This window comes from Rhizorhapis suberifaciens (genome assembly GCF_014200045.1).
GTDB classification, from domain to species: Bacteria; Pseudomonadota; Alphaproteobacteria; order Sphingomonadales; family Sphingomonadaceae; genus Rhizorhapis; species Rhizorhapis suberifaciens.
This window is the reverse complement of sequence record NZ_JACHOV010000004.1, coordinates 33,825-57,164: the sequence shown is the minus strand read 5'-3', so window position 1 is coordinate 57,164 and position 23,340 is coordinate 33,825. Positions and strand designations below refer to the sequence as shown.

General features: G+C 59.0%; 21 protein-coding genes. 9 read left to right on the top strand and 12 right to left on the bottom strand.

Annotation, left to right across the window (positions count from 1 at the left end):
• The first annotated feature begins 2 nt into the window (after positions 1-2).
• The 3 genes from uvrB to HNQ99_RS06155 all read left to right on the top strand — a co-directional run bounded on the left by uvrB (position 3) and on the right by HNQ99_RS06155 (position 3,725).
• Entirely contained in the window at positions 3-2,186 is a 2,184-nt protein-coding gene (gene uvrB / locus HNQ99_RS06165) for an excinuclease ABC subunit UvrB (RefSeq protein WP_184474773.1), read from the top strand.
• A gap of 120 nt (positions 2,187-2,306) precedes the next feature.
• Positions 2,307-3,110, top strand: a complete 804-nt coding sequence (locus HNQ99_RS06160; protein WP_221232601.1) for a hypothetical protein — start codon at positions 2,307-2,309, stop codon at positions 3,108-3,110.
• Positions 3,111-3,302: 192 nt separating this feature from the next.
• Positions 3,303-3,725, top strand: coding sequence for a hypothetical protein (locus tag HNQ99_RS06155; RefSeq protein ID WP_184474772.1), 423 nt, complete (start codon positions 3,303-3,305; stop codon positions 3,723-3,725).
• Between the two features lie 456 nt (positions 3,726-4,181).
• Here the strand turns inward: HNQ99_RS06155 and HNQ99_RS06150 are convergent, their stop codons facing one another.
• Both HNQ99_RS06150 and HNQ99_RS06145 read right to left on the bottom strand, forming a co-directional pair.
• Positions 4,182-5,012 carry a tetratricopeptide repeat protein gene (locus HNQ99_RS06150; RefSeq protein ID WP_184474771.1) on the bottom strand — a complete coding sequence of 277 codons (831 nt, stop codon included), beginning with the start codon at positions 5,010-5,012 and terminating at the stop codon, positions 4,182-4,184.
• Complete coding sequence (locus tag HNQ99_RS06145) at positions 5,009-5,761, bottom strand: alpha/beta fold hydrolase (RefSeq protein ID WP_184474770.1); 753 nt, start codon at positions 5,759-5,761, stop codon at positions 5,009-5,011. The genes HNQ99_RS06150 and HNQ99_RS06145 overlap by 4 nt, the downstream gene beginning before the upstream one ends.
• Positions 5,762-5,975: 214 nt before the next feature.
• Between HNQ99_RS06145 and thrS the strand changes: the two genes are divergently transcribed.
• Together thrS and infC are read left to right on the top strand one after the other, a co-directional pair.
• Positions 5,976-7,982 (top strand): threonine--tRNA ligase, encoded by a 2,007-nt coding sequence (thrS, locus tag HNQ99_RS06140; RefSeq protein ID WP_184474769.1) that lies wholly within the window; start codon positions 5,976-5,978, stop codon positions 7,980-7,982.
• A 138-nt stretch (positions 7,983-8,120) separates the two neighbouring features.
• Complete coding sequence (gene infC / locus HNQ99_RS06135) at positions 8,121-8,657, top strand: translation initiation factor IF-3 (RefSeq protein WP_184474768.1); 537 nt, start codon at positions 8,121-8,123, stop codon at positions 8,655-8,657.
• An 87-nt stretch (positions 8,658-8,744) separates the two neighbouring features.
• Here infC and msrA read toward each other — a convergent pair whose 3' ends face one another.
• The 4 genes from msrA to HNQ99_RS06115 form a co-directional block, all read right to left on the bottom strand.
• Complete coding sequence (gene msrA, locus HNQ99_RS06130) at positions 8,745-9,353, bottom strand: peptide-methionine (S)-S-oxide reductase MsrA (protein WP_184474957.1); 609 nt, start codon at positions 9,351-9,353, stop codon at positions 8,745-8,747.
• A 77-nt stretch (positions 9,354-9,430) separates the two neighbouring features.
• Entirely contained in the window at positions 9,431-9,577 is a 147-nt protein-coding gene (locus HNQ99_RS06125; RefSeq protein WP_184474984.1) for a hypothetical protein, read from the bottom strand.
• A 111-nt stretch (positions 9,578-9,688) separates the two neighbouring features.
• A complete protein-coding gene (locus HNQ99_RS06120; protein ID WP_184474767.1) occupies positions 9,689-11,743 on the bottom strand; it encodes a TonB-dependent receptor in 2,055 nt (684 codons plus the stop codon).
• 129 nt (positions 11,744-11,872) lie between these two features.
• Entirely contained in the window at positions 11,873-12,175 is a 303-nt protein-coding gene (locus HNQ99_RS06115; protein ID WP_246414643.1) for a hypothetical protein, read from the bottom strand.
• A gap of 332 nt (positions 12,176-12,507) precedes the next feature.
• On the opposite strand from HNQ99_RS06115, the gene HNQ99_RS06110 reads away from it, so the two are divergent.
• Positions 12,508-12,975 carry an RcnB family protein gene (locus HNQ99_RS06110; RefSeq protein WP_184474765.1) on the top strand — a complete coding sequence of 156 codons (468 nt, stop codon included), beginning with the start codon at positions 12,508-12,510 and terminating at the stop codon, positions 12,973-12,975.
• Positions 12,976-13,106: 131 nt separating this feature from the next.
• Positions 13,107-14,924: a DUF885 domain-containing protein gene (locus tag HNQ99_RS06105; RefSeq protein WP_184474764.1), complete on the top strand. Its 1,818-nt coding sequence runs from the start codon at positions 13,107-13,109 to the stop codon at positions 14,922-14,924.
• Positions 14,925-15,082: 158 nt separating this feature from the next.
• Here HNQ99_RS06105 and HNQ99_RS06100 read toward each other — a convergent pair whose 3' ends face one another.
• A complete protein-coding gene (locus tag HNQ99_RS06100; RefSeq protein WP_184474763.1) occupies positions 15,083-16,657 on the bottom strand; it encodes a lysine--tRNA ligase in 1,575 nt (524 codons plus the stop codon).
• Positions 16,658-16,815: 158 nt separating this feature from the next.
• Between HNQ99_RS06100 and HNQ99_RS06095 the strand changes: the two genes are divergently transcribed.
• Together HNQ99_RS06095 and HNQ99_RS06090 are read left to right on the top strand one after the other, a co-directional pair.
• Positions 16,816-19,569 (top strand): ATP-dependent DNA helicase, encoded by a 2,754-nt coding sequence (locus HNQ99_RS06095; protein WP_184474762.1) that lies wholly within the window; start codon positions 16,816-16,818, stop codon positions 19,567-19,569.
• Positions 19,569-20,111, top strand: coding sequence for a SixA phosphatase family protein (locus HNQ99_RS06090; RefSeq protein WP_184474761.1), 543 nt, complete (start codon positions 19,569-19,571; stop codon positions 20,109-20,111). The genes HNQ99_RS06095 and HNQ99_RS06090 overlap by 1 nt, the downstream gene beginning before the upstream one ends.
• 49 nt (positions 20,112-20,160) lie before the next feature.
• Here HNQ99_RS06090 and HNQ99_RS06085 read toward each other — a convergent pair whose 3' ends face one another.
• The 5 genes from HNQ99_RS06085 to rpmF all read right to left on the bottom strand — a co-directional run bounded on the left by HNQ99_RS06085 (position 20,161) and on the right by rpmF (position 23,272).
• A complete protein-coding gene (locus HNQ99_RS06085; protein ID WP_184474956.1) occupies positions 20,161-20,544 on the bottom strand; it encodes a MerR family transcriptional regulator in 384 nt (127 codons plus the stop codon).
• A 55-nt stretch (positions 20,545-20,599) separates the two neighbouring features.
• The gene (locus HNQ99_RS06080) at positions 20,600-20,911 is read right to left on the bottom strand and encodes an integration host factor subunit alpha (RefSeq protein ID WP_322790326.1); all 312 of its coding nucleotides are present in this window, start codon (positions 20,909-20,911) and stop codon (positions 20,600-20,602) included.
• Positions 20,912-21,053: 142 nt separating this feature from the next.
• Positions 21,054-22,013, bottom strand: coding sequence for a beta-ketoacyl-ACP synthase III (locus tag HNQ99_RS06075; protein ID WP_184474759.1), 960 nt, complete (start codon positions 22,011-22,013; stop codon positions 21,054-21,056).
• The gene (gene plsX, locus HNQ99_RS06070) at positions 22,010-23,026 is read right to left on the bottom strand and encodes a phosphate acyltransferase PlsX (RefSeq protein ID WP_221232607.1); all 1,017 of its coding nucleotides are present in this window, start codon (positions 23,024-23,026) and stop codon (positions 22,010-22,012) included. The genes HNQ99_RS06075 and plsX overlap by 4 nt, the downstream gene beginning before the upstream one ends.
• Before the next feature lie 66 nt (positions 23,027-23,092).
• Complete coding sequence (rpmF, locus tag HNQ99_RS06065; protein WP_184474757.1) at positions 23,093-23,272, bottom strand: 50S ribosomal protein L32; 180 nt, start codon at positions 23,270-23,272, stop codon at positions 23,093-23,095.
• Between the last annotated feature and the right edge of the window lie 68 nt (positions 23,273-23,340).

The window sequence follows — 23,340 nt, the reverse complement described above, 5'->3', positions numbered from 1 at the left end:
CTATGACGATTCAAATCAGAACCACGCTGGACGAACCGGAAACCGGAAGCGCCTTCGTTCCGCATCGCCCGCTCCGCCCCGAAAAGAGCGAAGGGGGCAGGCGGTTCAAGCTGGTGTCCGAATACGAGCCGTCGGGCGATCAGCCGACCGCCATTGCCGAGTTGGTGGAAACCGCCAATGCCGGGGAAAAGGACCAGGTGCTGTTGGGCGTTACCGGATCGGGTAAGACCTTCACCATGGCAAAGGTCATCGAAGCGACGCAGCGGCCCGCGCTGGTGCTCGCACCCAACAAGATATTGGCGGCACAGCTTTATGGGGAGTTCAAAAGCTTCTTCCCCGAAAATGCGGTCGAATATTTCGTCAGCTACTATGATTATTATCAACCCGAAGCCTATGTGCCGCGATCCGACACCTATATTGAAAAGGAGTCGAGCGTGAACGAGGCCATCGACCGGATGCGCCATTCGGCCACCAGGTCGCTGCTGGAGCGGGACGATGTGCTGATCGTCGCCTCGGTCAGCTGCATCTATGGCATCGGTTCGGTCGAAACCTATTCGGCCATGACCTTTTCCATGAAAAAGGGCGAGGTGTCCGACCAGCGGGAGATTATCCGCAAGCTCGTCGCGCTTCAGTATAAACGCAATGAGGCGTCGTTCGTGCGCGGTGCATTCCGGGTACGCGGCGACAGTTTGGAAATCTTTCCCTCGCACTATGAGGATACCGCCTGGCGTATCGCGTTTTTCGGGGACGAGATCGAAGAGATTGTCGAGTTCGATCCGCTGACGGGCAAGAAGGTCGCGAGCCTCGATTATGTGAAGGTTTTCCCCAACAGCCACCATGTCACACCGGGACCAACGCTAAAGCAGGCGATGGAGGCGATCCGGCACGAACTGGCGGAGCGCTTGAAGGAATTGACCGCTGAGGCGAAGCTGCTGGAGGCGCAGCGGTTGGAGCAGCGTACCAACTTCGACCTGGAGATGATCGCTGCCACCGGTAGCTGCGCGGGCATCGAAAATTACAGCCGGTTCCTGACTGGACGTCTTCCCGGCGAGCCGCCGCCAACGCTCTTCGAATATCTGCCGGAAAACGCCCTTTTGTTCGTCGATGAAAGCCATCAGACGGTGCCGCAGATTGGGGCAATGGCGCGGGGCGATCATCGCCGCAAGGTGACGTTGGCCGAATATGGTTTCCGCTTGCCCAGTTGCATCGACAACCGGCCGCTGCGTTTCAACGAATGGGACGCGATGCGGCCCCAAACGATCAGCGTGTCTGCGACGCCCGGTTCCTGGGAGATGAACCAGACCGGCGGCGTGTTCAGTGAGCAGGTGATCCGGCCTACCGGACTTATCGATCCGCCCGTCGAGATCAAGCCAATCGAGGATCAGGTGGATGACCTCATCTACGAGGCGAAGGAAACCGCCAAAAAGGGCTATCGCACGCTGGTCACTACGCTCACCAAGCGCATGGCTGAGGATTTGACTGAGTTCATGCACGAAGCGGGGATCAAGGTCCGCTACATGCATAGCGATGTCGAAACTCTGGAGCGCATCGAGTTGATCCGCGACTTGCGGCTCGGCGTCTATGACGTGCTGGTCGGCATCAACTTGTTGCGCGAAGGTCTGGATATTCCCGAATGCGGACTGGTGGCGATATTGGACGCGGACAAGGAAGGCTTCCTTCGCTCCGAAACCTCGCTCATTCAGACCATCGGCCGCGCGGCGCGCAATATTGACGGACGCGTCATCCTTTATGCGGATCGCATGACCGGCAGTATGGAACGCGCCCTGAACGAGACCAGCCGCCGCCGCGAAAAGCAACTCGCCTATAATGCGGAGCACGGCATCACACCGGCGACGATCCGCAAGCATATCGGCGACATCATCGCCCATGTGGCCAGTAAGGATCAGGTCACTGTCGACACCGGCGTCGACGACCGCCCGCACCTCGTCGGCCATAACCTGCGCGCCTATATCGAGGACCTGGAAAAACAGATGCGCGCCGCCGCCGCTGACCTGGAATTCGAGGAGGCTGGGCGTTTGCGTGACGAAATCCGAAAGCTGGAGGCGGAGGAACTGGGGCTACCTGTGGAGGATCGGGTGGCTTCGCCCAAGGGGCGGGCGAGCGAGGGCAAGCCGGGCACGCGCAAATTGCGCTACGGGAAGGTGCAACGGAAATTTGGGCGATGATGTTGGGCTGATGGGGACAGTTGGGGGGCTGGGCAAGCTGGGTCTCCGCTTTCGCAGGGATGAGGGTGGACGGAAGCGCGGTTAGGAACGTCTTGCCTTGGGCCGTTGCCAGCGCGATAAATGGCAAATGAGCCATCACCCATTCTTCCCATGATGACCGCCGCACAAATGGAGGCGCTGCTCATCGCTGAGGCGGGGGAGGGGGAGCACGGGCAGGCGGGCTTGCGGCGGATGATCCTGCCTGCGCCGGTGGCCCTTGCGGGTACTGGACTGGACAATGTGGAGGCCGGCCTGCTCGCCAAGATGGACGAGCGCACGGTGTTCATGATGGGCGACAATCCCGCTCTGCCTAAAATGCCGGGCCAGCCGAAACTGCTCGATTTCTTCAAATATCGCTTTGGCGGGCTCACCGGCCGGCATTTGACGACGTCGGCCAAGCGGGCGCTTGATGACGGGCTGGACGAACCCGTGGTCATGGCCTGCCTGCTGCATGACATCTCCAATGGCTGCCTCATTCGTGCCGATCATGGCTATTGGAGTGCGCAGATGATCGCGCCTTATGTGAGTGAAGACATCGCGTGGGCGGTGCAATATCACCAATGCCTGCGCTATTTTGCCGATGAAAGCGTCGGTTATGACTATCCGGAAAGTTATTTCCGTTTCTTTGGCCGTGACTATGTCCCGCCGGATTATCTGCGCCGCGACGCCGAATATGCCCGGGCGCACCGCTGGTACATGAAGGCCCGGCAAGTGACGCTCTACGACATATATTTCTTCGAAGAAGAAGGAGAGGAGATCGATCCGGAACTGTTCAAGGACATCATCGGGCGGCACTTTCGCGAGCCGGAGGAGGGCCTGGGCTTTGACGGATCGCCCGTGGCGCATATGTGGCGGACAATGATCTGGCCCAATAACTTCCTTTGACCAAGGGCAGCTCAGCCGCCGCCTTTGCGGCCTCGCCCGATTTGCGGTTGAGCGCCAGTAACTTGCCGGGCATAAGCATGCGCTATGCACCTTTCTTTTCCCACGTTGATCCTTCTGTTGGCCCTCGCGGGCTGTGTTCCGGCGTCCGCTCCTCCGTCACCATCGCCGGTTCCCGTGCGCTCGGCAACTTCAGTGCCGCAAACGCCGCTGCCCGCAAGCGCCGATTGGCGCGATTGGCCGATGACGCCCGGCAATTGGAGCTATACGCAGGGCGCGCAGGGCCCCGTCGCTGCCTTCGGTCAGCCCGGCGTCGCGCCTGATTTTGCCATTCGCTGCAACCGGGCCAATCGACGCATCACGCTTTCACGCGCGGGCGATGCTGGCGCGGCGAGCCAGATGAAGGTGAGGACGAGTTTTGGAGAGGCTATTTGGCCGGCCTACACTTCGGCCGGCGCTCCACCTTATGCGTCGGCGGAGATCGACGCCATGGATCCTGCGCTCGATCGCATGTCGTTCAGCCGGGGGCGATTCATTGTCGAAGTTAGCGGGCGCCCCTATCTCGCCATGCCACCTTGGGCCGAATTCGCCCGCGTGGTAGAGGATTGCCGAGGCTGAGCCGCATTCCGGCGTTTCTTCAAACGGCTGTTTCTGTGGGAAACCCGCGTCGGGATTACGGCGCGAGCGCATAATTATGATTCGAAAATAAATTTTTTCAAGCCTTGATCGGCGACTCGGATTGATTCACAAATATGCTTGTCACCAGATCGAAAGAGCCGGTGACACCAGGTTCAACAACGCGAAAGGAGGTGATCCGATGTCTCATGGTTCAGCAAGGGGGTCGGTCAAGTCCATTCGGGGAACTCGCTGCTAAGCAAGGTTCTGCCTCGCTATCAAGCGCGGTAACATAGTTCTCCGGTGCGGCACTTCCGGCCGCTGACCATGTTGAAGGGCCGCTGGCGTAAAACGCTGGCGGCCCCTCTCATTTTTGCGCCGCTCATCATTTCTGTCGGCGACCCCTATGGCTTTGCCAGGCTGGTGCTGGCTCCCAATCGCTTCAAACTCCCAATCGCTTCAAACTCCCAATCGCTTCAAACTCTCTGCCGCCGCCTTTCCAGCCGGGCTGTTGGGAGCCAGCCTGACGGCTCGTTCCCAAGCAAGCCTGGATACGTCCTCAGCTCCCGAAAGCATTGCGATATTGCCTTCTTCAAGGGCTACCGATGCATCATCCTTGGCAAGCGCCACCGCACGCGCAATATGGGCCTGCGCCAAAGAAAGATTGTCCACCCGCCGGGCCAGCGTGGCGGACAGCAGCCAGGCAAGCGGGTCCTTTGGCACTTGGTCAAGCGCCTTGTCCATGTCCGGACGCGCCTCTGAAAGCTGATCTAGCGCCACATGGGCGCGGGCGCGGTCAAGATAGACCTCCCCCTTTTCGAACCCATCGGGCAACCCACGCGCAAGAGCGGCGTCGAAAAGATTTAGTGCCTTGGCAGGGTCTCCTCCCGCCAACGCTGCATTACCCGCCTGCGCCCAGAGCTGCGCGCTCGCCGGATCGCCCGCGATATCCGCTTCGTCGGCGGCCTGTTGGAACGCCACCAGGGCCGGAGCCCACCGTTCCTGCTGCGCATAAGCAAAGCCCAGGCACTGTCGCGCCAGATAGCCTCCGCTGGCCATGCGCCAGGCTTCCGCCTGTTTCACCCCGGCCTCGGGATTGTCCAGCGCGGCGTCCATGCAGAGTTCAAATTTCTGCTGCATACCGCTTGGCCGCACAAAGTCAGAGCGCATGACCTTTTCGTCCACTCCAAGCTTTGGAGCGGCTTTCCTGGTTTCCAGTCGCTTTCGATCCATAACGATTTCAGCTTCTGGACTGGCCTGAAGGAGTATCAACAAGAAGGGAAGGATCATATCGGCTCCGGCAGGGTCGCAACGGCATCAATAAGGCGCGCCAAGTCTTGATCGCGCGACAGCCGATGGTCGCCATCTTTTATCAGCAAAATCTGCACATCGGCTGAACGTATCTGCTGCGCCAGCGTCAACGCATTGCGCCAGGGCACAGCATCGTCGCGCTGCCCATGAAGCAACCGCACCGGGCAATCGATGGCAATCGAGCCATGAAGAAGGCGGCTTGCCTCCCCCGATTGCCAGAAAGCCTTTGTCGTCACATAGGGCTGATCGGCATATTCGGAGGGTTCCTCGATCTTGCCATCGCGCAAGATGGAGAGCTTTTGCTCCTGAGTGAAACCCCAATCGGTGAAGTCGGGCGCGGCAGCGATGCCAATGAGTGCCGTCAGCCGCTCCGGCCGGGCCAAAGCCACGAGCAGAGCGAGCCAGCCGCCCATGGACGAACCCACAATGACAAACGGACCTTCCACCAGCTTGTCGAGCAGGATCAGGACATCATCGCGCCAAATGGGAAGGGTTCCATCGATAAAATGGCCCTCGCTGGACCCGCAGCCCGAATAATCGAGCCGCAGCATAGCCCTGCCGTTCGCTTCGGCCCAGGCATCAAGCGCAAGCGCCTTGCCGCCCTCCATGTCGGACATATAGCCGGGCAGGAAAACGATTGTCGGCCCCGTTCCCTTCCGATGCCTATAGGCAAGGCGAACCCCCTCGGAGCGGGCAAGATAGGATGGCGCGGCAGGCATATCGGGCATGCCCGCCTACATAATGGGTTCAGATGAGAAAGCCATCGTCCTTCACCACATCGGGGTCTTGTCGGCACAATGTCTTAAGCACTTTCCCTTGGGAGCCCCATCCACGCATAGGGGTTTAAGAAGGCCAATTCTCAACCATGCCTTGACTTGGAGGGCACAGGCGGACAAGGCATCCTCGGTTCAATTCCAAGCGCGAAAGTTCCAGTTCAAAGCCATGACGCAGATGCTGAAGATCCGCCTTCCCGATGGTAGTGTGCGCGAAGTTGCGCCCGGCACTACCCCGGCGGATATTGCCGCGTCCATCGGTCCGGGACTGGCTAAGGCGGCGCTCGCCGCCAAGATCGATGGCGAGCTGCGCGACATAAACAGGCCTTTGGATTCGGATGCCGACCTTGCGCTAGTGACGGTCAAGGATGAGACGGACGCGCTGGAACTGGTGAGGCACGATTTCGCGCATGTGCTTGCGGAGGCGGTGCAGAAGCTGTTTCCGGGTACGCAAATCACCTTTGGGCCTGCGACCGATGACGGCTTCTACTATGACTTTGCACCCAGGGACCGTCCCTTCACCGAAGAGGACTTGCCCGCCATTGAGGAGGAGATGCGGCGCATCATCGCCGCTGATAAGGCCCTGCGTCGTGAGGTGTGGACGCGCGAGGATCTGATCGCCCGCTGGAAGGCGGAAGGCGAAAGTTTCAAGGCGGAATGGGCCGCGGAGCTTCCTGAGGGCGAGGAGATCACGGTTTACTGGTCCGGCGGCGATTGGCTGGACATGTGCAGGGGCCCGCATCTGGCCTCGACTGGCAAGCTCGATCCGCAAGCATTCAAGCTCACGCGGGTTTCGGGCGCTTATTGGCGCGGCGACCAGAAGAATGCGATGTTGTCACGCATCTACGGCACCGGGTGGCTCAACAAGAAGCAGCTCGAAGCGCATTTGATGCGCCTTGAGGAAGCCGCCAAGCGAGACCATCGCAAGCTAGGGCAGGAGATGGACTTGTTCCACCTCCAACAGGAAGCGCATGGGTCCGTCTTTTGGCATCCCAAAGGCTATATGATCTGGCGCGAACTGGAAGCCTATATGCGCCGGGCGATTGACGGCGCGGGCTATCGCGAGGTCAAGACGCCCCAGATCATGGACGCGCGCCAGTGGGAACAGTCCGGCCATTGGGGCAAGTATCGCGAAAATATGTTCGTCATTCCGGATGAGGTGCCAAACACCGAAGACGAAGGGCCGGTGATTACAGGCGAAGCGGACTGGATGGCGCTGAAGCCGATGAATTGCCCGGCGCACGTCCTGATCTTCAAACAGGGCATCAAGAGCTATCGCGACTTGCCGCTGCGTATATACGAAAATGGCTGTTGCCACCGGAATGAGCCGCATGGGGCGCTGCACGGCCTGATGCGCGTGCGCCAGTTCACCCAGGATGATGCGCACATCTTTTGCCGTGAAGACCAGATCGTGGACGAGGTCCGCAAGTTCTGCGCCTTGGCCGACCGGATTTACAAGCAGTTGGGTTTCGAAAGCTATGCCATCAAGCTCGCGTTGCGTCCCGACAAGCGCTTCGGCTCCGACGGGATGTGGGACCAGGCGGAGGCCGAACTGCGCGACGCCGTGGCTGCGGCAGGGCTTGCAAATCAGGCCTATGGCTGGGAGGAACTGCCCGGAGAGGGGGCCTTTTATGCGCCAAAGCTGGAATGGCATTTGACCGATGCCATCGGGCGGACGTGGCAGGTCGGAACGATTCAGTCCGACCGCGTGCTGCCGGAAAGGCTGGATGCCAGCTATGTGGGCGAGGATGGGGGGAAGCACCGACCCGTGATGCTCCATCGCGCGATCTTTGGTTCCTATGAACGCTTCATCGGAATTCTGATCGAACATTTTGCCGGCCGCTTACCTCTTTGGCTGGCCCCAGTCCAGGCGGTCGTTGCGACGATTGTGTCCGATGCCGACGCTTACGCGCTGGAGGTTGTGGAAAAACTTAAGGCTGCCGGCATTCGCGTCGAAGCCGACCTGCGCAATGAGAAAATCAACTATAAGGTCCGCGAACATTCCCTGGCGAAGGTTCCTAACCTGCTTGTCGTGGGCAAACGTGAGGCCGAAGAAGGCAAAGTGGCGCTTCGCACATTGGGGGCAGAAGGCGGTCAGTCGGTCCTGACCTTGGAAGAAGCAATCGCGCGACTTGCACAAGAGGCATTGCCACCCGATATGAAGGCCGCCGGCTGATGTAAAGAGTTGCAGAGAGGCAACGGACCGGGCATTTCCGCCATCGCGGTGACGCCTCCCCCTTTCGCCTTGGTCGCAAACACTGTAAATTTCGCTGAATCGCAATTTTCGATAGGAGATACTGCTATACGTCCCCCGATGATCCGCCGCCCTTTAGCGGCCCAGCCTCCCAAAAACGGCCCGCGTTACAATGAGTTCATCGCCTCACCCAAGGTGCGGGTGATCGACGAGAATGGCGAAAATCTGGGCGTAATGTTTACGCAGGAAGCGATGGAGCAGGCTGCCGGGGTAGGGCTGGATCTCGTCGAGGTTTCTCCTAACGCTGATCCGCCCGTCGCTAAGTTCCTCGACGTCGGCAAATTCAAGTACGAGGCCCAGAAAAAGGCCAACCTCGCTCGCAAGAGCCAGAGGACGCAGGAGATCAAGGAGATCAAGATGCGTCCGAACATCGATGATCACGACTATGACACCAAGATGAAGAAGGTCCACAGCTTCATCGGCGAAGGCGATAAGGTCAAGATCACCCTGCGTTTTCGTGGCCGCGAACTGTCACACCAACAGCTTGGTATGGCGTTGCTCCAGCGGGTGGCGGAAGATACGGCAGAGGATGCCAAGGTAGAGGCCTATCCTCGCATGGAAGGCCGGCAGATGCTGATGGTGCTGTCGCCGAAATAGCGTGCCGGTTTGGCCGGTGTTGTTGCCCTTGCTGGCAGTCGAGGTGCTCGGGACGAACGGAAGCGATTCCGGTTTGCGCAAGCTGCTTTAACCGGCAGCCTTTTCCCTATAGTGCTGCGGGAACAGCTTCTTGAACGCGGCCAGCTTCGGCTGGTCCCACCTCAAGATATAAGGATGGCGCGGGTTCTTCTGCATGAAATCCTGGTGGTACTTCTCCGCAGCCACGAAACCGCGATAAGGTTCGATGGCGGTGACGATGTCACCCTTCCAAAGGCCTGACTGTGCCAATTGTCCAAGATAAGCTCGCGCAGCCTTTGCCTGTTCGGGCGTTAGTGGAAACAGGGCGCTGCGATATTGGGTACCGTGGTCGGGGCCTTGATAGTTCAGTGTCGTCGGATCGGCCACAACCGAAAAGAATATTCTTAGCAGGTCGCCATAGCGGACGATCCGTGGATCATAGGTCACGCGGACTGCTTCGGCAAAGCCCGTGCGTCCGGTGCTGACGGCATCATAGTTGGCTGACTGTCCTTTGCCGCCGCTATAGCCAGAAACGGCGCTTGTGACGCCCTTTACATGGGAGAAGACGCCCTCCACGCCCCAGAAGCATCCGCCCGCGAAAATGACTGTTTCCTGCTTGCGCGAAGACGCTGGGTTCATTTGCGGTGGCGGCGCCAATACGGCCTTTTCAGCCGCCATCGCCAAATCACGTCCCGCCCAGACGCCGCCGGTCAGCAGTGCGCCTGATGCCACCGCCAGACCAAGCGCTGCCAGTTTCACGAGTCCAGCCTTGCCGCCGCCTCCGGCCCATTACGGAACTGCTGCGCCGGTTCATCGCCGCCGAAGGTGAACACCAGCACCGCACCGAGAGCAAACCCACCCAGAAAATTGCGGAACAGTTCGGATTTCAAAAAAGCGGCCATGGCGCACATCCAGTCGTCGTCGGTCTTGAGTGGAAGCCCATATGGGCGATCTCCTTCAATAGACAATAGCGCATGAAGCGCTGCTGAATGGTGATGGGCATCACAGGAATGTCAAAAAGTGAACCTTGTGCTCAGCCGTAAATCGCGTCCGGCTAGCGGAGCATAGTCTTTAAGGAAGCTGGCATGCCGCCTCGCCTCGACATCGAAAATATTGTTTGCGGAAAGGACGATAGTGGTTCCATTGCCCGCCATCGGCTTGAACGACAACGAGGCATTGACCAACGTGTAGTCGTCGGTTGGCGTCTCATTAACCGCAATGCGTTTCTGGTCAAAGACGTGCTCAACTTCCAGGCGGCCCTGCAAGCGTTCGCCTTGCGCTTCGAGGCCCGCCAGCATCCGCAGCGGCGGAATGCGGGGAGCAGGGCCCGCATTTTCAACATGGGCGCGCACATAATCGGCAAGGCCGTCCAAATTCACCGCATAACCGCCGAGTTGCGCCAGCTTCACCGATCCCTCCGCTTCAAAGCCATAATAACGCGCCTTGCCCTGGCGATATTGATAGACAGGCAAACCGTCTTCGATCGCGCCGGTGCGCTCGTCATAGATATAATTATCGAACCAGCTATGATAGGCTGAGGCGCTGAAGCTGTATCCATCGCCTGAGCCGTGCAGCGTGGCCTCCAGCCCCCAGCTCTTTTCTTCCTTCAGGTCCGTGTTCCCAATTTCGAAGGATTGGGTCCCGGCATGCGGGCCGTTGGCAAAAAGCTCCTCTGCCGACGGAGCGCGCTGACTGTGTGAGCCGTTAACGCCCAACCGCCAACCTTCAGCGACGGCATAGCTTGCGCCAATTGAACCGGAGATGGAGTCGAAGGTCCGCCGCAGGGCCGAATTGCCGATGTCGGCGTCGGCCGCTGCGCTGACATCGCTATGCTCATAACGAGCGCCAGCCTCTGCCCGCAGCTTGCCGAGGTCCAGCGATTGCAGAGTGAAAAAGCCGAATTGGCGGGTTTCGTTCTTGGGCAGGAACTTTTCCTCCCCATCCACATCGAAATTGCGCATCAACATCTGGCCGCCAAAAGCGCCTTCCCAGCCGCCGCGCTTCGCCTGGAGCAGTTCCAGCCGCGCCTCCAATCCCTGACTGAAGAAGGTGGTCCCGACCTCGCCCGTTTCTTCGATCTCCTCGTGCTGATAGTCCGCAAATCCCGCCCTAAAACGAATTTTGTCGAGAAAACCGCCTTCGGCATTCACCTCGGCGCGAACATCGGCGCGTGTCTGCTTCATGTTCAAACGCACCTTTTCGGCTTCCGTGGAGGGATCAAGGGCATATCGGACCGGAACGCCATAAAGGCTGTCGAAATGACTGACGGAGAAGCCCAGATTGCCACCGTCGGTGATAAGCGCCAGTCCGCCCGCCACATTCCAGGTCTCGCTGGCGCTGTTGGGCAGCTTGCCTTTGAGGTCCGCAAGCGCTGCGATCGCCGGGTCATCGCTGGAGGCGGCTTCTGCGCGCAGTGCGCCTGAAAGGATATGGGATCCCGTGTCTAGATCGTCAGTTTTGCTATAGCTCCCGTCCATGTGGAACACGATCTTGTCCGATAGAGGAGCGTCGGCCGCCGCGGAGATGGAGCGTTCGTTCGCTGCCGTGCCATAGGTCGCCAGACCTTCAATATGCACGGGTTCGTCAGGCACCTGGCGGGGAATGCGGCGGTCGACGACGTTGACGACGCCCCCAATGGCGGCCGACCCGAAGAGCAAGGCCGAAGGGCCGCGTAAAACCTCTATCCTTTCAGCAGTAAGCGGGTTGATGACGACGGCATGATCGACCGAGGTGTTGGACACATCGAAGCTGCCTATGCCATCGGTCAGCGCCCGAACTCGCTCGCCCTGCAGGCCGCGAAGGATGGGGCGCGAGGCATTGGGACCGAAGGATGTGGCTGAAACGCCGGGCTGCTTGGCCAGCGTGTCACCAATGGTGGGCTTTAGATCGCGGACCAGCGCGGTGCCGGTCAGAACAGACGTTCCCGATAGAATGTCCTGCTGACTTCTCTGGAAAACCCCCGTGACGACAATGTCCTGTGACTTTACCTTATGATAGGTGTCTTGCGCGATAACGGGGGTCGAAATCAAGAAGAGGGAAGTTCCGGCTAAAAGCGAGTGGTGCAGCATTGGCGATGAACCTCAAGTTCGATGAGTGCATCGCTCCTTAGTAGGTATGTTACAACATATCAACAATGATGCAGCCATGATCGTTGAGTTTCTGCTTTTACCAATGACCTGCTTCAAAACGGCAGCGGATCAGGCGGCAAATCCTGGCAGCGCTCCGATGGGTATCCACAGGAGCGGTAGGAATAGCGCCACACCCCACAGCTTCAATTGATCGCGGCGAAACCTGTCGGCTCGCCCGTCGCCGGAAAGCCCCTCGGGCAATATTTCCCAGCGACGCTCCATGTTGCGCGCCGCAGGCACGATCGCGGCGATCAGCAGCGCAATGCCCAAATGATAAAGAAGAGAGGTTGCACCATTCGCAACGACTGCAGAAATGACGAGAATTTGAAGGCCTGCGAACAGCACCAAGGCCGCAGCCAGGTTGTTGCTCATCTTGCGGTGCCAATGCACGGACAAGTTCCCCGGCGACGCCGGTTCTGAAAAATATGCTGCCATTTGCGACCCCATCCTGTTTTGGGGAAGATTTCCATGAGTCCGGCAGCCGATCAAGTGCAAAATGTCGTCAAAAGGCTTTGTGACATCATTTTATGTCGCGGCTTATGCGGCGGGCCAGCGTTCGCGGGGGCCTGATACAATTTGTTACACAGCCTTTCTGAATTCTGACGAAGCCATTCCCCGGCTGTTCAGGATGAAAAGCCGATAACCGCCTTGTCAGCGGGTCGCCTTATCCCTCCAGGCCCCTGAACGGAATGAGGAGTAAGATAATGCGTAAAGTCATATTCGTTGCACTGATGGCCGCGACGGTCCTGCCCGGTATGGCGGCGGCGCAAACTCGCGAACTGAGCCGTGATCGTCAGGACATCAGGGAAGAACAGCGTGAACTGCGTCACGCACAGCGCTATGGCGACCGCCACGACGTGCGCGAAGAGCGCCGTGATGTGCGCGAAGCCAAGCGCGAATATCGGCAAGATTGGCGTGAATATCGTCGTGATCACCGCGATACATATGCTCGGGGCAACTGGCGTTCACCCAACCGCTATCGGAGCTTCAACCCAGGCGTTCGCATCGAGCAGCGCTATTACGGGTCCCGCTATGTGATCGCCGATCCTTGGCGTTATCGCCTGCCCCCGGCTCGCGGTAATATGCGCTACGTGCGGCATTATGACGATGTACTGCTGGTCAACATGCGGACCGGCAGGGTCGTGGACGTGTATCGCAACTTCTTCTGGTAAGAAGCATTATTACAGTTTGAAAACAACCCGGAGGCGCTTGCCTCCGGGTTGTCGTTGCGTTGTATATTACTGATTTACTAGGGGCTATCAGGCGTGTTAGTTGAGCAATACACAATGATCTGGAGCATGCCATGAATTCGAAAAGTCTTTCTCTGCTCGCTCTGTCAACGGCCCTCGCTTCTACTTTCCCGATAACCGCTCCTGCTCAGCAACCTGCCGCGCAAAAGGCCTTGAACGAGGATGGGCGTCTTGTCGCTCTTTTCCATGAAAGCGACGAAGCGAACCTGAAGCGCAATCCCATCAATGGGATATTCCGCGGCGACCTGCGCTACGCCGAGCATCTGGGCGATTATGTTTCGAAGGAATATTTCGATGCAGAGCGCGCTGCGGCGGAACAGGAGCTGGCCGCGCTCCACGCGATCGACAGATCCAAACTCAATGAAACGAACAAGATCGCTTATGACGTCTTTGAACGTGACAAGAAGCAGGCCCTGAAAGGCCTCAGCCCCGAGATTCTTTCGCTGACGGCGGTCCGCCCGATCAATCATTTTACCGGCATGCACACCTTCTATCCGACCTTCGCGTCGGGGCAGGGCGCGGCACCATTCAAGACGCTTCAGGACTATGAGAATAATCTGAAGCGCCATCGCGAATTCCTGACCATGATCGATCGGTCTATAGACCGGTTTCGCGAAGGCATGGCTTCCGGCGTGGTCGAAACGAAGATGACGACCGCAAATGTGATTCAGCAGCTTGATGCTCAGTTGGCGCAGACGCCGGAGCAGTCGTCCTATTATGCTCCCGTCACCAAATTTCCTGAGGGTATTTCAACGGCCGACCAGACCCGGCTGAAGGCGGAATATCGGGACGTCATCGCCAATGGAATCTACCCGCAATATCGCAAGCTCCGTGACTTCCTGAAAACCGATTATCTTCCGGTAGCACGCGAAGGCGTCGGGCTTTCATATATGAAGGGCGGAGACAGGCTTTACGCTTTCCTGATCGAGGACACGACGACCCTGCCGTTAACCGCCGATTATGTGCACCAGCTTGGCTTGTCCGAAGTCGCTCGCATCAAGGGCGAAATGGAACAGGTGAAGCGGGAAGTAGGCTTCAAGGGTACGCTCCCGCAATTCTTCGAATTTGTTCGTACCGATACGCAGTTTCATCCGAAGTCGCGGGAATGGATGACGCAGAGGTTCTATGAGATCGGGCGGCAGGTCGATGTGTTGGTCCCGCAGCAGTTCTCGACCATTCCCAAGACGAAGCTGGACATTCGGCCCTATGAACCGTTCCGGGAAAAATTTGAAGCGGGCGGCTCCTATCAAAGTGGAACGCCCGATGGATCGCGGCCCGGAGTCTTTTATTTCAACGCCTATGATCTGCCGTCGCGCAGCGTTCCTGGAATGACGACGCTATATCTGCACGAAGGCGCGCCGGGTCATCATTTCCAGATCAGCCTTGCTCAGGAAAATGGCGCGCTGCCGGCTTTCATGCGCTTTGGCGGGAATACCGCCTATGTCGAAGGCTGGGCCCTTTATGCGGAAAAGCTCGGCTATGATTTCGGACTTTACAAGGACCCTTATCAGCGTTTCGGTCACCTTGATGACGAGATGCTGCGCGCCATGCGGCTGGTGGTCGACAGCGGCCTTCATGCCAAGGGATGGACGCGCGAACAGGCCATCAAATATATGCTGGACAATAGCAGCATGGGCCAAACCGATGCTACGGCCGAGGTCGAACGCTACATCGCCATTCCCAGTCAGGCGCTGGCTTACAAAGTCGGAGCCTTAACGATTCAGCGTCTGAAAAAGAAATCTATGGACGCTCTTGGCGCCAAATTCGATCCGCGCGAATTCCACGCGCAAATCCTGATGACTGGCGCATTACCGATGACAGTCCTGGAAAAGAAGATCGATGATTGGATTGCATCGAAAAAGAAGGTGTGAACCCGTCGTCCCCCAGTGGCCGCGCCGTCCTCCCTCGCAAGCCGGACGACGCGGCCGATGACGCACTTTAGGCGTGTCATCAGTCCGAAAGGGGGTGGACCAGCTTAGTTAACGCGCAAGGGATGAAAAAGTTCTACGCATCTGTGGGATTTCGATGTTCAACTCCGCGCCAAAGCTTCAGCGATGAGCTTTCGGCTGTTTTCAATACCGTAAAGCGCGATGAAGCTCCCCATGCGAGGGCCTTGTTCGGCACCGAGCAGCGTTTCGTACAGCGCCTTGAACCAGTCGCGCAGATTTTCGAACGAATAGGCCTCATCCTTGCCAATGGCATAGACGATGTTCTGAATGTCCTCCGCGCTGGTATCGGCAGGAAGAACGGCCAGTTCCGCATCCAGCTTGCGCAGCGCGGCCGCTTCGTTTTCGGCAGGAGCGCGGCGTTTCAGCGTCGGTGCGACAAAATCCCTATGATAGGCAAGCGCGTGGCCGATAAGGCGATCGAGATCGGGATATTTCTTTGCGTCCGCCTCCGGCACATAATTGGCCAGATAGCCCCAGACCTGTTCTTTTCCGGCGTCGCCCATGACGCCCACCAGGTTGAGCAACAGACCGAATGTCACCGGCATGATGCCTTCGGGAAGCTGTCCGCCGTGGATATGGTGGACCGGATTGCCAAGCTTCTTGTCCAACTCTTGGGTAGGATAGGAGGCGCGAAACTGCCAATATTCGTCTACCGCGCGCGGAATGACGCCCAGGTGCAGCTGCTTCGCCTTTTTGGGCTCGCGATAGGCGTAGAAGGCGAGGCTTTCCTCGGGGCCGTAGGTTAGCCATTGCTCAAGAGTGAGGCCGTTGCCTCTCGACTTTGAAATCTTCTCGCCATTTTCGTCGAGGAACATCTCATAGGTGAACCCTTCAGGAGGCCTGCCGCCCAAGGCTCGCGCAATCTTGGAACTCTGTGTCACCGAATCGATCAGGTCCTTGCCTGACATTTCATAATCGACGCCAAGTGCCACCCAACGCATCGCCCAATCCACTTTCCATTGCAGCTTGGCCTTGCCCGACAGGACCGATTGCTCGATCATTTCTCCATCGTCCTCAAAACGGACAAGACCGGCCTCGGCGTCGATAACGCTCATCGGCACCTGAAGCACGCGACCGCTTTTCGGGCTGATCGGCAGGACAGGCGAATAGGTGGCTTGCCGTTCCTTGCCCAAGGTCGGCAGCATGATGTCCAATATGTCCTGATAGTGACGCAGAACCTGCTTCAACGTTTCGTCGAACCGGCCCGAACGATAGCATTGAGTGGCGGAGAGGAATTCATATTCAAAGCCGAAACGGTCCAGGAACTCCCGCAGCATGGCGTTATTGTGATGCGCGAAACTTTCGAACTTGCCGAATGGATCAGGGACGGCGGTCAGCGACTTCCCCAAATGATCACGGAGCATATCCTGATTGGGGACATTGTCCGGCACCTTGCGCAGGCCGTCCATGTCATCGGAGAAGGCGATGAGGCGGGTGGGGATATCCGACAATTCCTCAAAAGCGCGACGGACCATTGTCGTGCGCAGCACTTCGTTGAAGGTGCCGATATGCGGAAGGCCCGACGGACCATAGCCCGTTTCGAAAAGCACATGGCCTTTTTCAGGCGCGCCCTGAGCGTAGCGTTTCAGCAGCCGGCGTGCTTCCTCATAAGGCCAGGCCTTTGATTGCATTGCTACGTCGCGCAATTCGCTCACTGATGTTGCCCTTTCGTTCTGGCTTCCCTAAGCTTAAGCCAAAGCCCTTTATCCATTCGCCCCGAGCTTGTCGAAGGGGTATCTCTTTTCATCGAAAGAGCTAGGCGAAGGCTTCGACAGGCTCAGCCCGAACGGGTAAAAGGACCAACGCCAAGCCGATGACCATCCCCCTAGCCTTTCCTGCGCTGCATGCAAGCCATGGCGGCATCTGGCTGCGTGAGCCGGACGGCGAGACGCGAGCAATATCGAAAGGTGAAGCGGTCGGCCGCGCGGCGGAAACGCCCGTCATTTTCCTGAACGCGCCCTTGATGGGCCAACGGCTGGGTTATCCTGACCTGTCGGGGCTGGATCTGCTGGAGCTTTGGGCCTTTGTGCATCCGGCGCGCTTTGTGGTGCCGACGCCCAAGGGTTTGGGCAAAGCCCTGGGTCTCATTGGTCATTCCCCCCTTGGTGGAAATGACGAGCTGGCGGAATCAGAAATCCCAACTCTCTACCACGCAGCCGCCGAAGCCTTGCTCGCCATGCTAGGATCGTCTGGCTGGCTGGAACGTGAAGGGGCGTGGACCGCAGCACAAACACTTTATCATTTGCGATGGCCGTGGGCTCAGCTGGTGGCGCCGCGCCTTAAAAAGCCGGAAAGGGCGGAACGATGGCTGTTCTCCAAGCTGCCGGAATGGGAGGATAAGGCGCCCCGCCCCCAGCCCAGAACCGTGTCCCTGAATGAACAGGAAGTGGCTGAACGCCTTGCGCAACTCACTGGTGAAGGAGCCGAGCAGCGCCCCGGCCAACGCGCCTATGCCGAAGCGGCGGCGGCATGCTTTGCACCGCGAGCGCAGCGGGATCAGCCTAATATGCTGCTCGCCGAAGCGGGGACGGGCATTGGCAAAACCCTTGGCTATCTAACCCCCGCATCGCTTTGGGCAGAAAGAGCCGATGGCGCGGTCTGGATTTCCACCTATACCAAGGCGCTGCAGCGTCAACTCGACCGGGAGACGGAACGCATCTACCGCGACGCAGAGACGTTGCGGCGCAAGGTCGTCATACGCAAGGGGCGGGAAAACTATCTCTGCTTGCTCAATCTGGAAGACGCGCTGCAGGGAGGTTTTGCCGGCAGGGCAGCAGTGCTGGCGCATCTGGTGGCGCGGTGGGCGGCGTTCAGCAAGGATGGCGACATGGTGGGCGGAGACTTGCCCGGATGGTTGCCGACCTTGTTCCGCCGCAACGGCGCAACCGCTCTTACGGACCGGCGTGGGGAGTGCGTCTATGCCGGCTGTCCTCATTATAGAAAATGTTTCATTGAACGGGCGGCGCGCGCCAGCGCCGACGCCGACCTTGTGATCGCCAATCACGCGCTGGTCATGGTCAATGCAGCGCGGGGGCGAGAAGTGACCAATCGCCCGTCCCGGATTATTTTCGATGAGGGACATCATCTGTTCGACGCCGCCGATTCGACCTTTGCGGTCGCCTTGACGGGTCAGGAGACGATCGAGCTTCGCCGCTGGGTCATAGGTCCGGAAGGTACATCGCGCGGCCGCCGACGCGGTCTTGCGGCGCGCCTTTCCGATGTCGCCAGCTATGACGAGGAGGGGGGGCGTGCAATAGAGGCGGCACGCACAGCGGCCATGGCGCTGCCATCCGACGAATGGTTGAAACGGATCACTACGGGCGAGCCCTTCGGCCCCGTCGAAGGACTGTTGGCGGCGGTGCGCGGCACCGTTTATGCCCGCGATGCGCAGCACGGCGGAGACGCGGGCTATGGGCTCGAAACCGAGATGGCGGAGCCGGACGGCGCGCTGGTAGAAGCCGCGCAGGCGGCCGCCGAGGCGCTCGACAATCTCCTGCGGCCCCTGACGCGGCTCGGAAAGCGGCTGGAAGCTGTCATCGAGGACGCGCCGGACTGGCTCGATGGAGCGGCACGCGCGCGAATCGAGGGCGCATTAGGCTCTTTGGGCTGGCGATGCGACACGGTGGCAGGATGGTTGGCGTTGCTGTCCCGCGTGGGAGGACCTGCCGACCCCGACTTTGTCGACTGGCTGGCGGTGGATCGATTTGAAGGGCGCGAATATGACATCGGCCTGCACCGGCATTGGCTGGATCCTACACGACCGGTGACGGAGATCGTCACAAAGCCGGCGCACGGCGTCATCATCACTTCGGCAACGCTCAAGGGCGGGGGGGACTGGGACACAGCGGAAGCGCGGAGCGGGGCGCATTATCTGCTGCGGCCGCCCGCCAGGTTTGAGGCCTCCAGCCCTTTCGATTATGCAGCTCAGGCTGAGGTGCTGATCGTCACCGACATCAAGAAGGGCGATATTGCCGCTATGTCAGGGGCCTATGCGCGGCTGATCGAAGCCGCGCAGGGAGGCACATTGGGGCTGTTCACCGCAATCCGTCGGCTGCGGGCGGTTCATGCCCGGATTGCTGACCGTCTGGCCGAAGCGCGACTGCCGCTTTATGCGCAGCATGTCGATCCGATGGATACAGGCACGCTGGTCGATATTTTCCGGGACGATCCCCGTGCTTCCTTGCTGGGCACTGATGCCTTGAGGGATGGCGTGGACGTTCCCGGTCATTCCCTGCGGCTGGTGGTGATGGAAGGAGTCCCTTGGCCTAAGCCGACGGTGCTGCATGCGGCGCGGCGGCTGGCGGGGGGAGGCAGTGCTTATGACGATCGCCTGATTAGATCGCGCCTCGCCCAGGCTTTCGGCCGCCTTATCCGGCGCGCCGACGATCGGGGTACTTTCGTGATCCTGTCGGCTGCCCTGCCATCGCGCCTGCTGTCCGCTTTTCCCGTAGGCGCTCCCATCCGGCGCGTCACGCTGGATGAAGCGATTATTTCTGTCAGTTCCCGTCTTTCATCCGCTTCCTCTTTCGTGCATCAGGCCCCCGATGCATCATTGATGGAGAGGTGATGAAAAGGCTGACCCTGTTGCGTCACGCGAAATCGAGCTGGGACGATCCAGTGTCGCGCGACTTCGACCGCCCGCTGAACAAGCGCGGCGCGCGGGCGGCGCTCACCATTGGCCACTATGCGCGTAATCAGGAAATGCAGTTCGATCACCTGATCGCTTCCCCCGCGGTTCGGGTGACGGAAACGCTCGATCATTTTTTTGAAGGCTATGGGAAGGTGCTGGAGGTCAACTGGGACCGTCGCATCTATCTGGCCTCTTCCGCCACTTTGATGGATGTGCTGCGCGACGCGCCGGAAAAGGTCGAAAGCCTGCTCATGGTGGGCCATAATCCCGGCATGGAGGATTTGATCCTCTCGCTCGTGCCAGACGATGGCAATTCGGCTCTGCGGGACGATGTGGAAGTGAAATTCCCGACAGCCAGCCTTGCCGTGGTGGAGTTCCATCTGGACCGATGGGAGGACGTTGGGGCAAATACTGCCCGTTTGGTCAGTTTCACTCGGCCTAGAGATCTTGATCCGAGCCTGGGGCCCGATCAATACTGAGCATTCGAACTCATATAGAAACTTTGCAATGGCAGAAGGAAGGTCAGGATCAGGAAGCCAGCGCAGCATTCAAGCGGGCGCGAAGTTTTTCCAATTGGGGTAGGATATTGGAGGTTGCGCTTACAGGCTGCATCGGTGCTTCGGCGATTTCCACCGGATCGCCGGCGGTTCCGTTGAGAGGGAAAGGATCTGCCGCACCATTGGCAAGGACCTTGCGCGCGCCCCTCACCGTAAAACCCTCGACGTTCAGCAAGTGGTGAATGCGCCGCGCGACAGCGACATCGGTGGGGCGATAATAGCGCCGGTTCCCGGAACGCTGCAGCGGCTTCAATTGCGGAAAGCGACTTTCCCAGTAGCGTAAAATATGCTGCGGCAAATTCAATTCATTTGCCAGCTCACTGATGGTGAGGAATGCTCCGTCCGCCTTTTCCATAAGGTTACGCTGCACCATAGGGGTACAGCGCGTCAACCTTTGCGTCGGTGAAGCGTCAGTTGGCGTCGGCGATCCGGTCCCGCATGGACTGCGAAGCGCGGAAGGTCAGGACGCGGCGCGGCTCGATCGGAACTTCCACGCCCGTCTTGGGGTTCCTGCCGATGCGTTGTGTTTTATCCCTCAGCACGAAAGTGCCGAAGCCTGAGATTTTTACATTCTCTCCGGCATTCAGGGCATCGCTGATGTGGCTCAATATGGATTCTACCATCTGCGCGGATTCCGCACGGGAAAGCCCAATCTGCCGGTTCAGCGTCTCCGCCAAATCGGCACGCGTCAATGTTGCTGGCGACGACATCCTATCCCCCACACGTTGAGGCGGCCGTTGCGGCCGCGTTTCCCCAATTTACCCCAACAGAATGGTGTCATATTTCAGTAGTTTTTGCAAAGGCGCATTGCAGCTAATACAGTCGGTTAGCTGGAGGGTCCCCATTTGGGACGGGATTACGACCTCAAAAGCGCAGAACCGAAGCTCCCCAGGTGAACCCGCCGCCCATAGCTTCAAGCACCACAATGTCGCCTGTTTTGATGCGCCCGTCGCGCACTGCGGCGTCCAAAGCCAGCGGAACGGATGCCGCTGAGGTGTTGGCATGCTGGTCCACCGTGACGATGACCTTTTCAGGCGCGAGGCCGAGCTTTCGGGCCGTGGCGTCGAGAATTCGGGCGTTCGCCTGATGAGGGACCACCCAATCGATATCATCGGTGGTCAGGCCCGCCAATTCGAGGGATTCGCTAAGTACAGAAGCAAGCTTGCCGACGGCGTGGCGAAACACCTCTTGTCCGCGCATGCGGAGCTTGCCCACGGTGCCGGTGGTGGAGGGGCCACCATCGACATAAAGCAGGTCATTGAACCGCCCGTCGGCGTGCAACTTTGTCGCCAATATTCCGCGTCCGTCCTCTGCAGCAGAGAGTATGGTCGCGCCTGCGCCGTCGCCGAAGAGGACGCAGGTCGTGCGATCTTCCCAATCCAATATGCGACTGAACGTTTCGGAACCTATGACCAGCGCGTGGTTGGCCGATCCAGCGCGGATCATGCTTTCGGCCACGGAAAGGGCATAGAGGAAGCCGGAACAGACGGCGGCAACGTCAAAAGCGACGCAATCGATAATCCCCAATGCGGCCTGCACCTTTGTGGCGCTGGAAGGAAATGTCTGATCGGGCGTTGCGGTGGCAAGCACGATAAGGTCGATGTCCTGGCACGAGATGCCCGCCGCCTCGATAGCTTTGATGCTGGCTTCTGTGGCGAGCGTTGCCGTCGTTTCGTCCGGCCCAGCGATATATCGGGTGCGTATGCCCGTCCGCTCGACAATCCATTCGTCACTCGTGTCGACGCGCTGCGCCAACTCGGCATTGGTGACACAGGTCTTGGGTAGGGCTGACCCAGTACCCAGAATGGCGGCGCGGCGCGTCATGATGCAAGCGACTCCGATGGAAAATGGGCCCGGAAGTTCGCAAGGTCTTCCGTAATTCGTTCTGTGATGTTCTGTCGCAATAGCTTAGCCGCGACATTCACCGCATTGGCTACGCCCTTGGCGTCGGCGCTGCCGTGGCTCTTTACGATTACGCCGTTAAGACCAAGGAAGACAGCACCATTATGGTTGTTAGGATCGAGGTGCACTTTCAACATATGTAGTGCAGGCTTGGACAATAGGAAGCCCGCCTTTGATCGTATCGAACTGGTGAACGCACGTTTGAGAAGATCGGTCACGAACCGTGCTGTCCCTTCGGCAGTCTTCAATGCGATGTTTCCGGCGAAGCCCTCCGTCACGATCACGTCGGTTTCGCCCGAACCGATCTTGTCGCCTTCGGTAAAGCCGTCAAATTGCATAGGAAGGGTGGTGGCCGCACGCAGGATGGCCGCCGCCTCCCGAATTTCGTCGGTGCCCTTCAGCTCCTCCGTGCCAATGTTGAGCAGTCGGACACGCGGACGGTCCAGGTCGAGCGCGGAGCGCGCGTAAGCGGCGCCCATGACGGCAAACTGGATGAGATTTTGCGCATCGCATTCGGTATTAGCGCCAAGATCCAGCATGACGACATCATTGTCGCCGAGCGTGGGCAGCAATGCGGCAAGGGCAGGGCGGTCGATCCCGGGCATGGTGCGCAATGCCAGTTTCGACATGGCCATAAGGGCCCCCGTGTTTCCTGCCGACACGGCAGCGCCTGCCTCACCGCTTTTTACAGCAGCAATTGCGAGACCCATCGAGGATTTTTTGGATTTCCGGAGCGCCTGGCTCGGCTTGTCCGTGGCCGCGACGACCTCTTCGGTGTGAAACACTTCTGACGCCGCGCGAAGGTTGGGGTGGCTATCGAGCGCGGCCTTGATTCGCGTCTCGTCGCCATACAGGTTGAAGTGCAGACCATCGTGACGGTGCCGGGCAAGCGCCACCCCGGCTATCATGACGCGAACGCCATCATCGCCGCCCATCGCGTCGATTGCGATTCGCGGCCTAGCCCCCACCCTGTTCAACTCCCTTGGAAGCGCGTCGTCGGCTTAAGCCCCGACCGCAATGATTTCCCGGCCATTATAATGGCCGCACGCGCCGCACATATTGTGGGGGCGCTTCAGTTCGCCGCAATTGGAGCATTCCTGATAAGCTTCGACGCGAAGCGAATCATGGGAGCGGCGCATGCCGCGCTTGGACGGCGAAGTTTTCCTCTTTGGGACGGCCATGTCGGTACCTGTTCCGGTTTCTCAAGCTTCAAAATTCATGTGCGACAGGCCGAATATGCGCTTGTGCC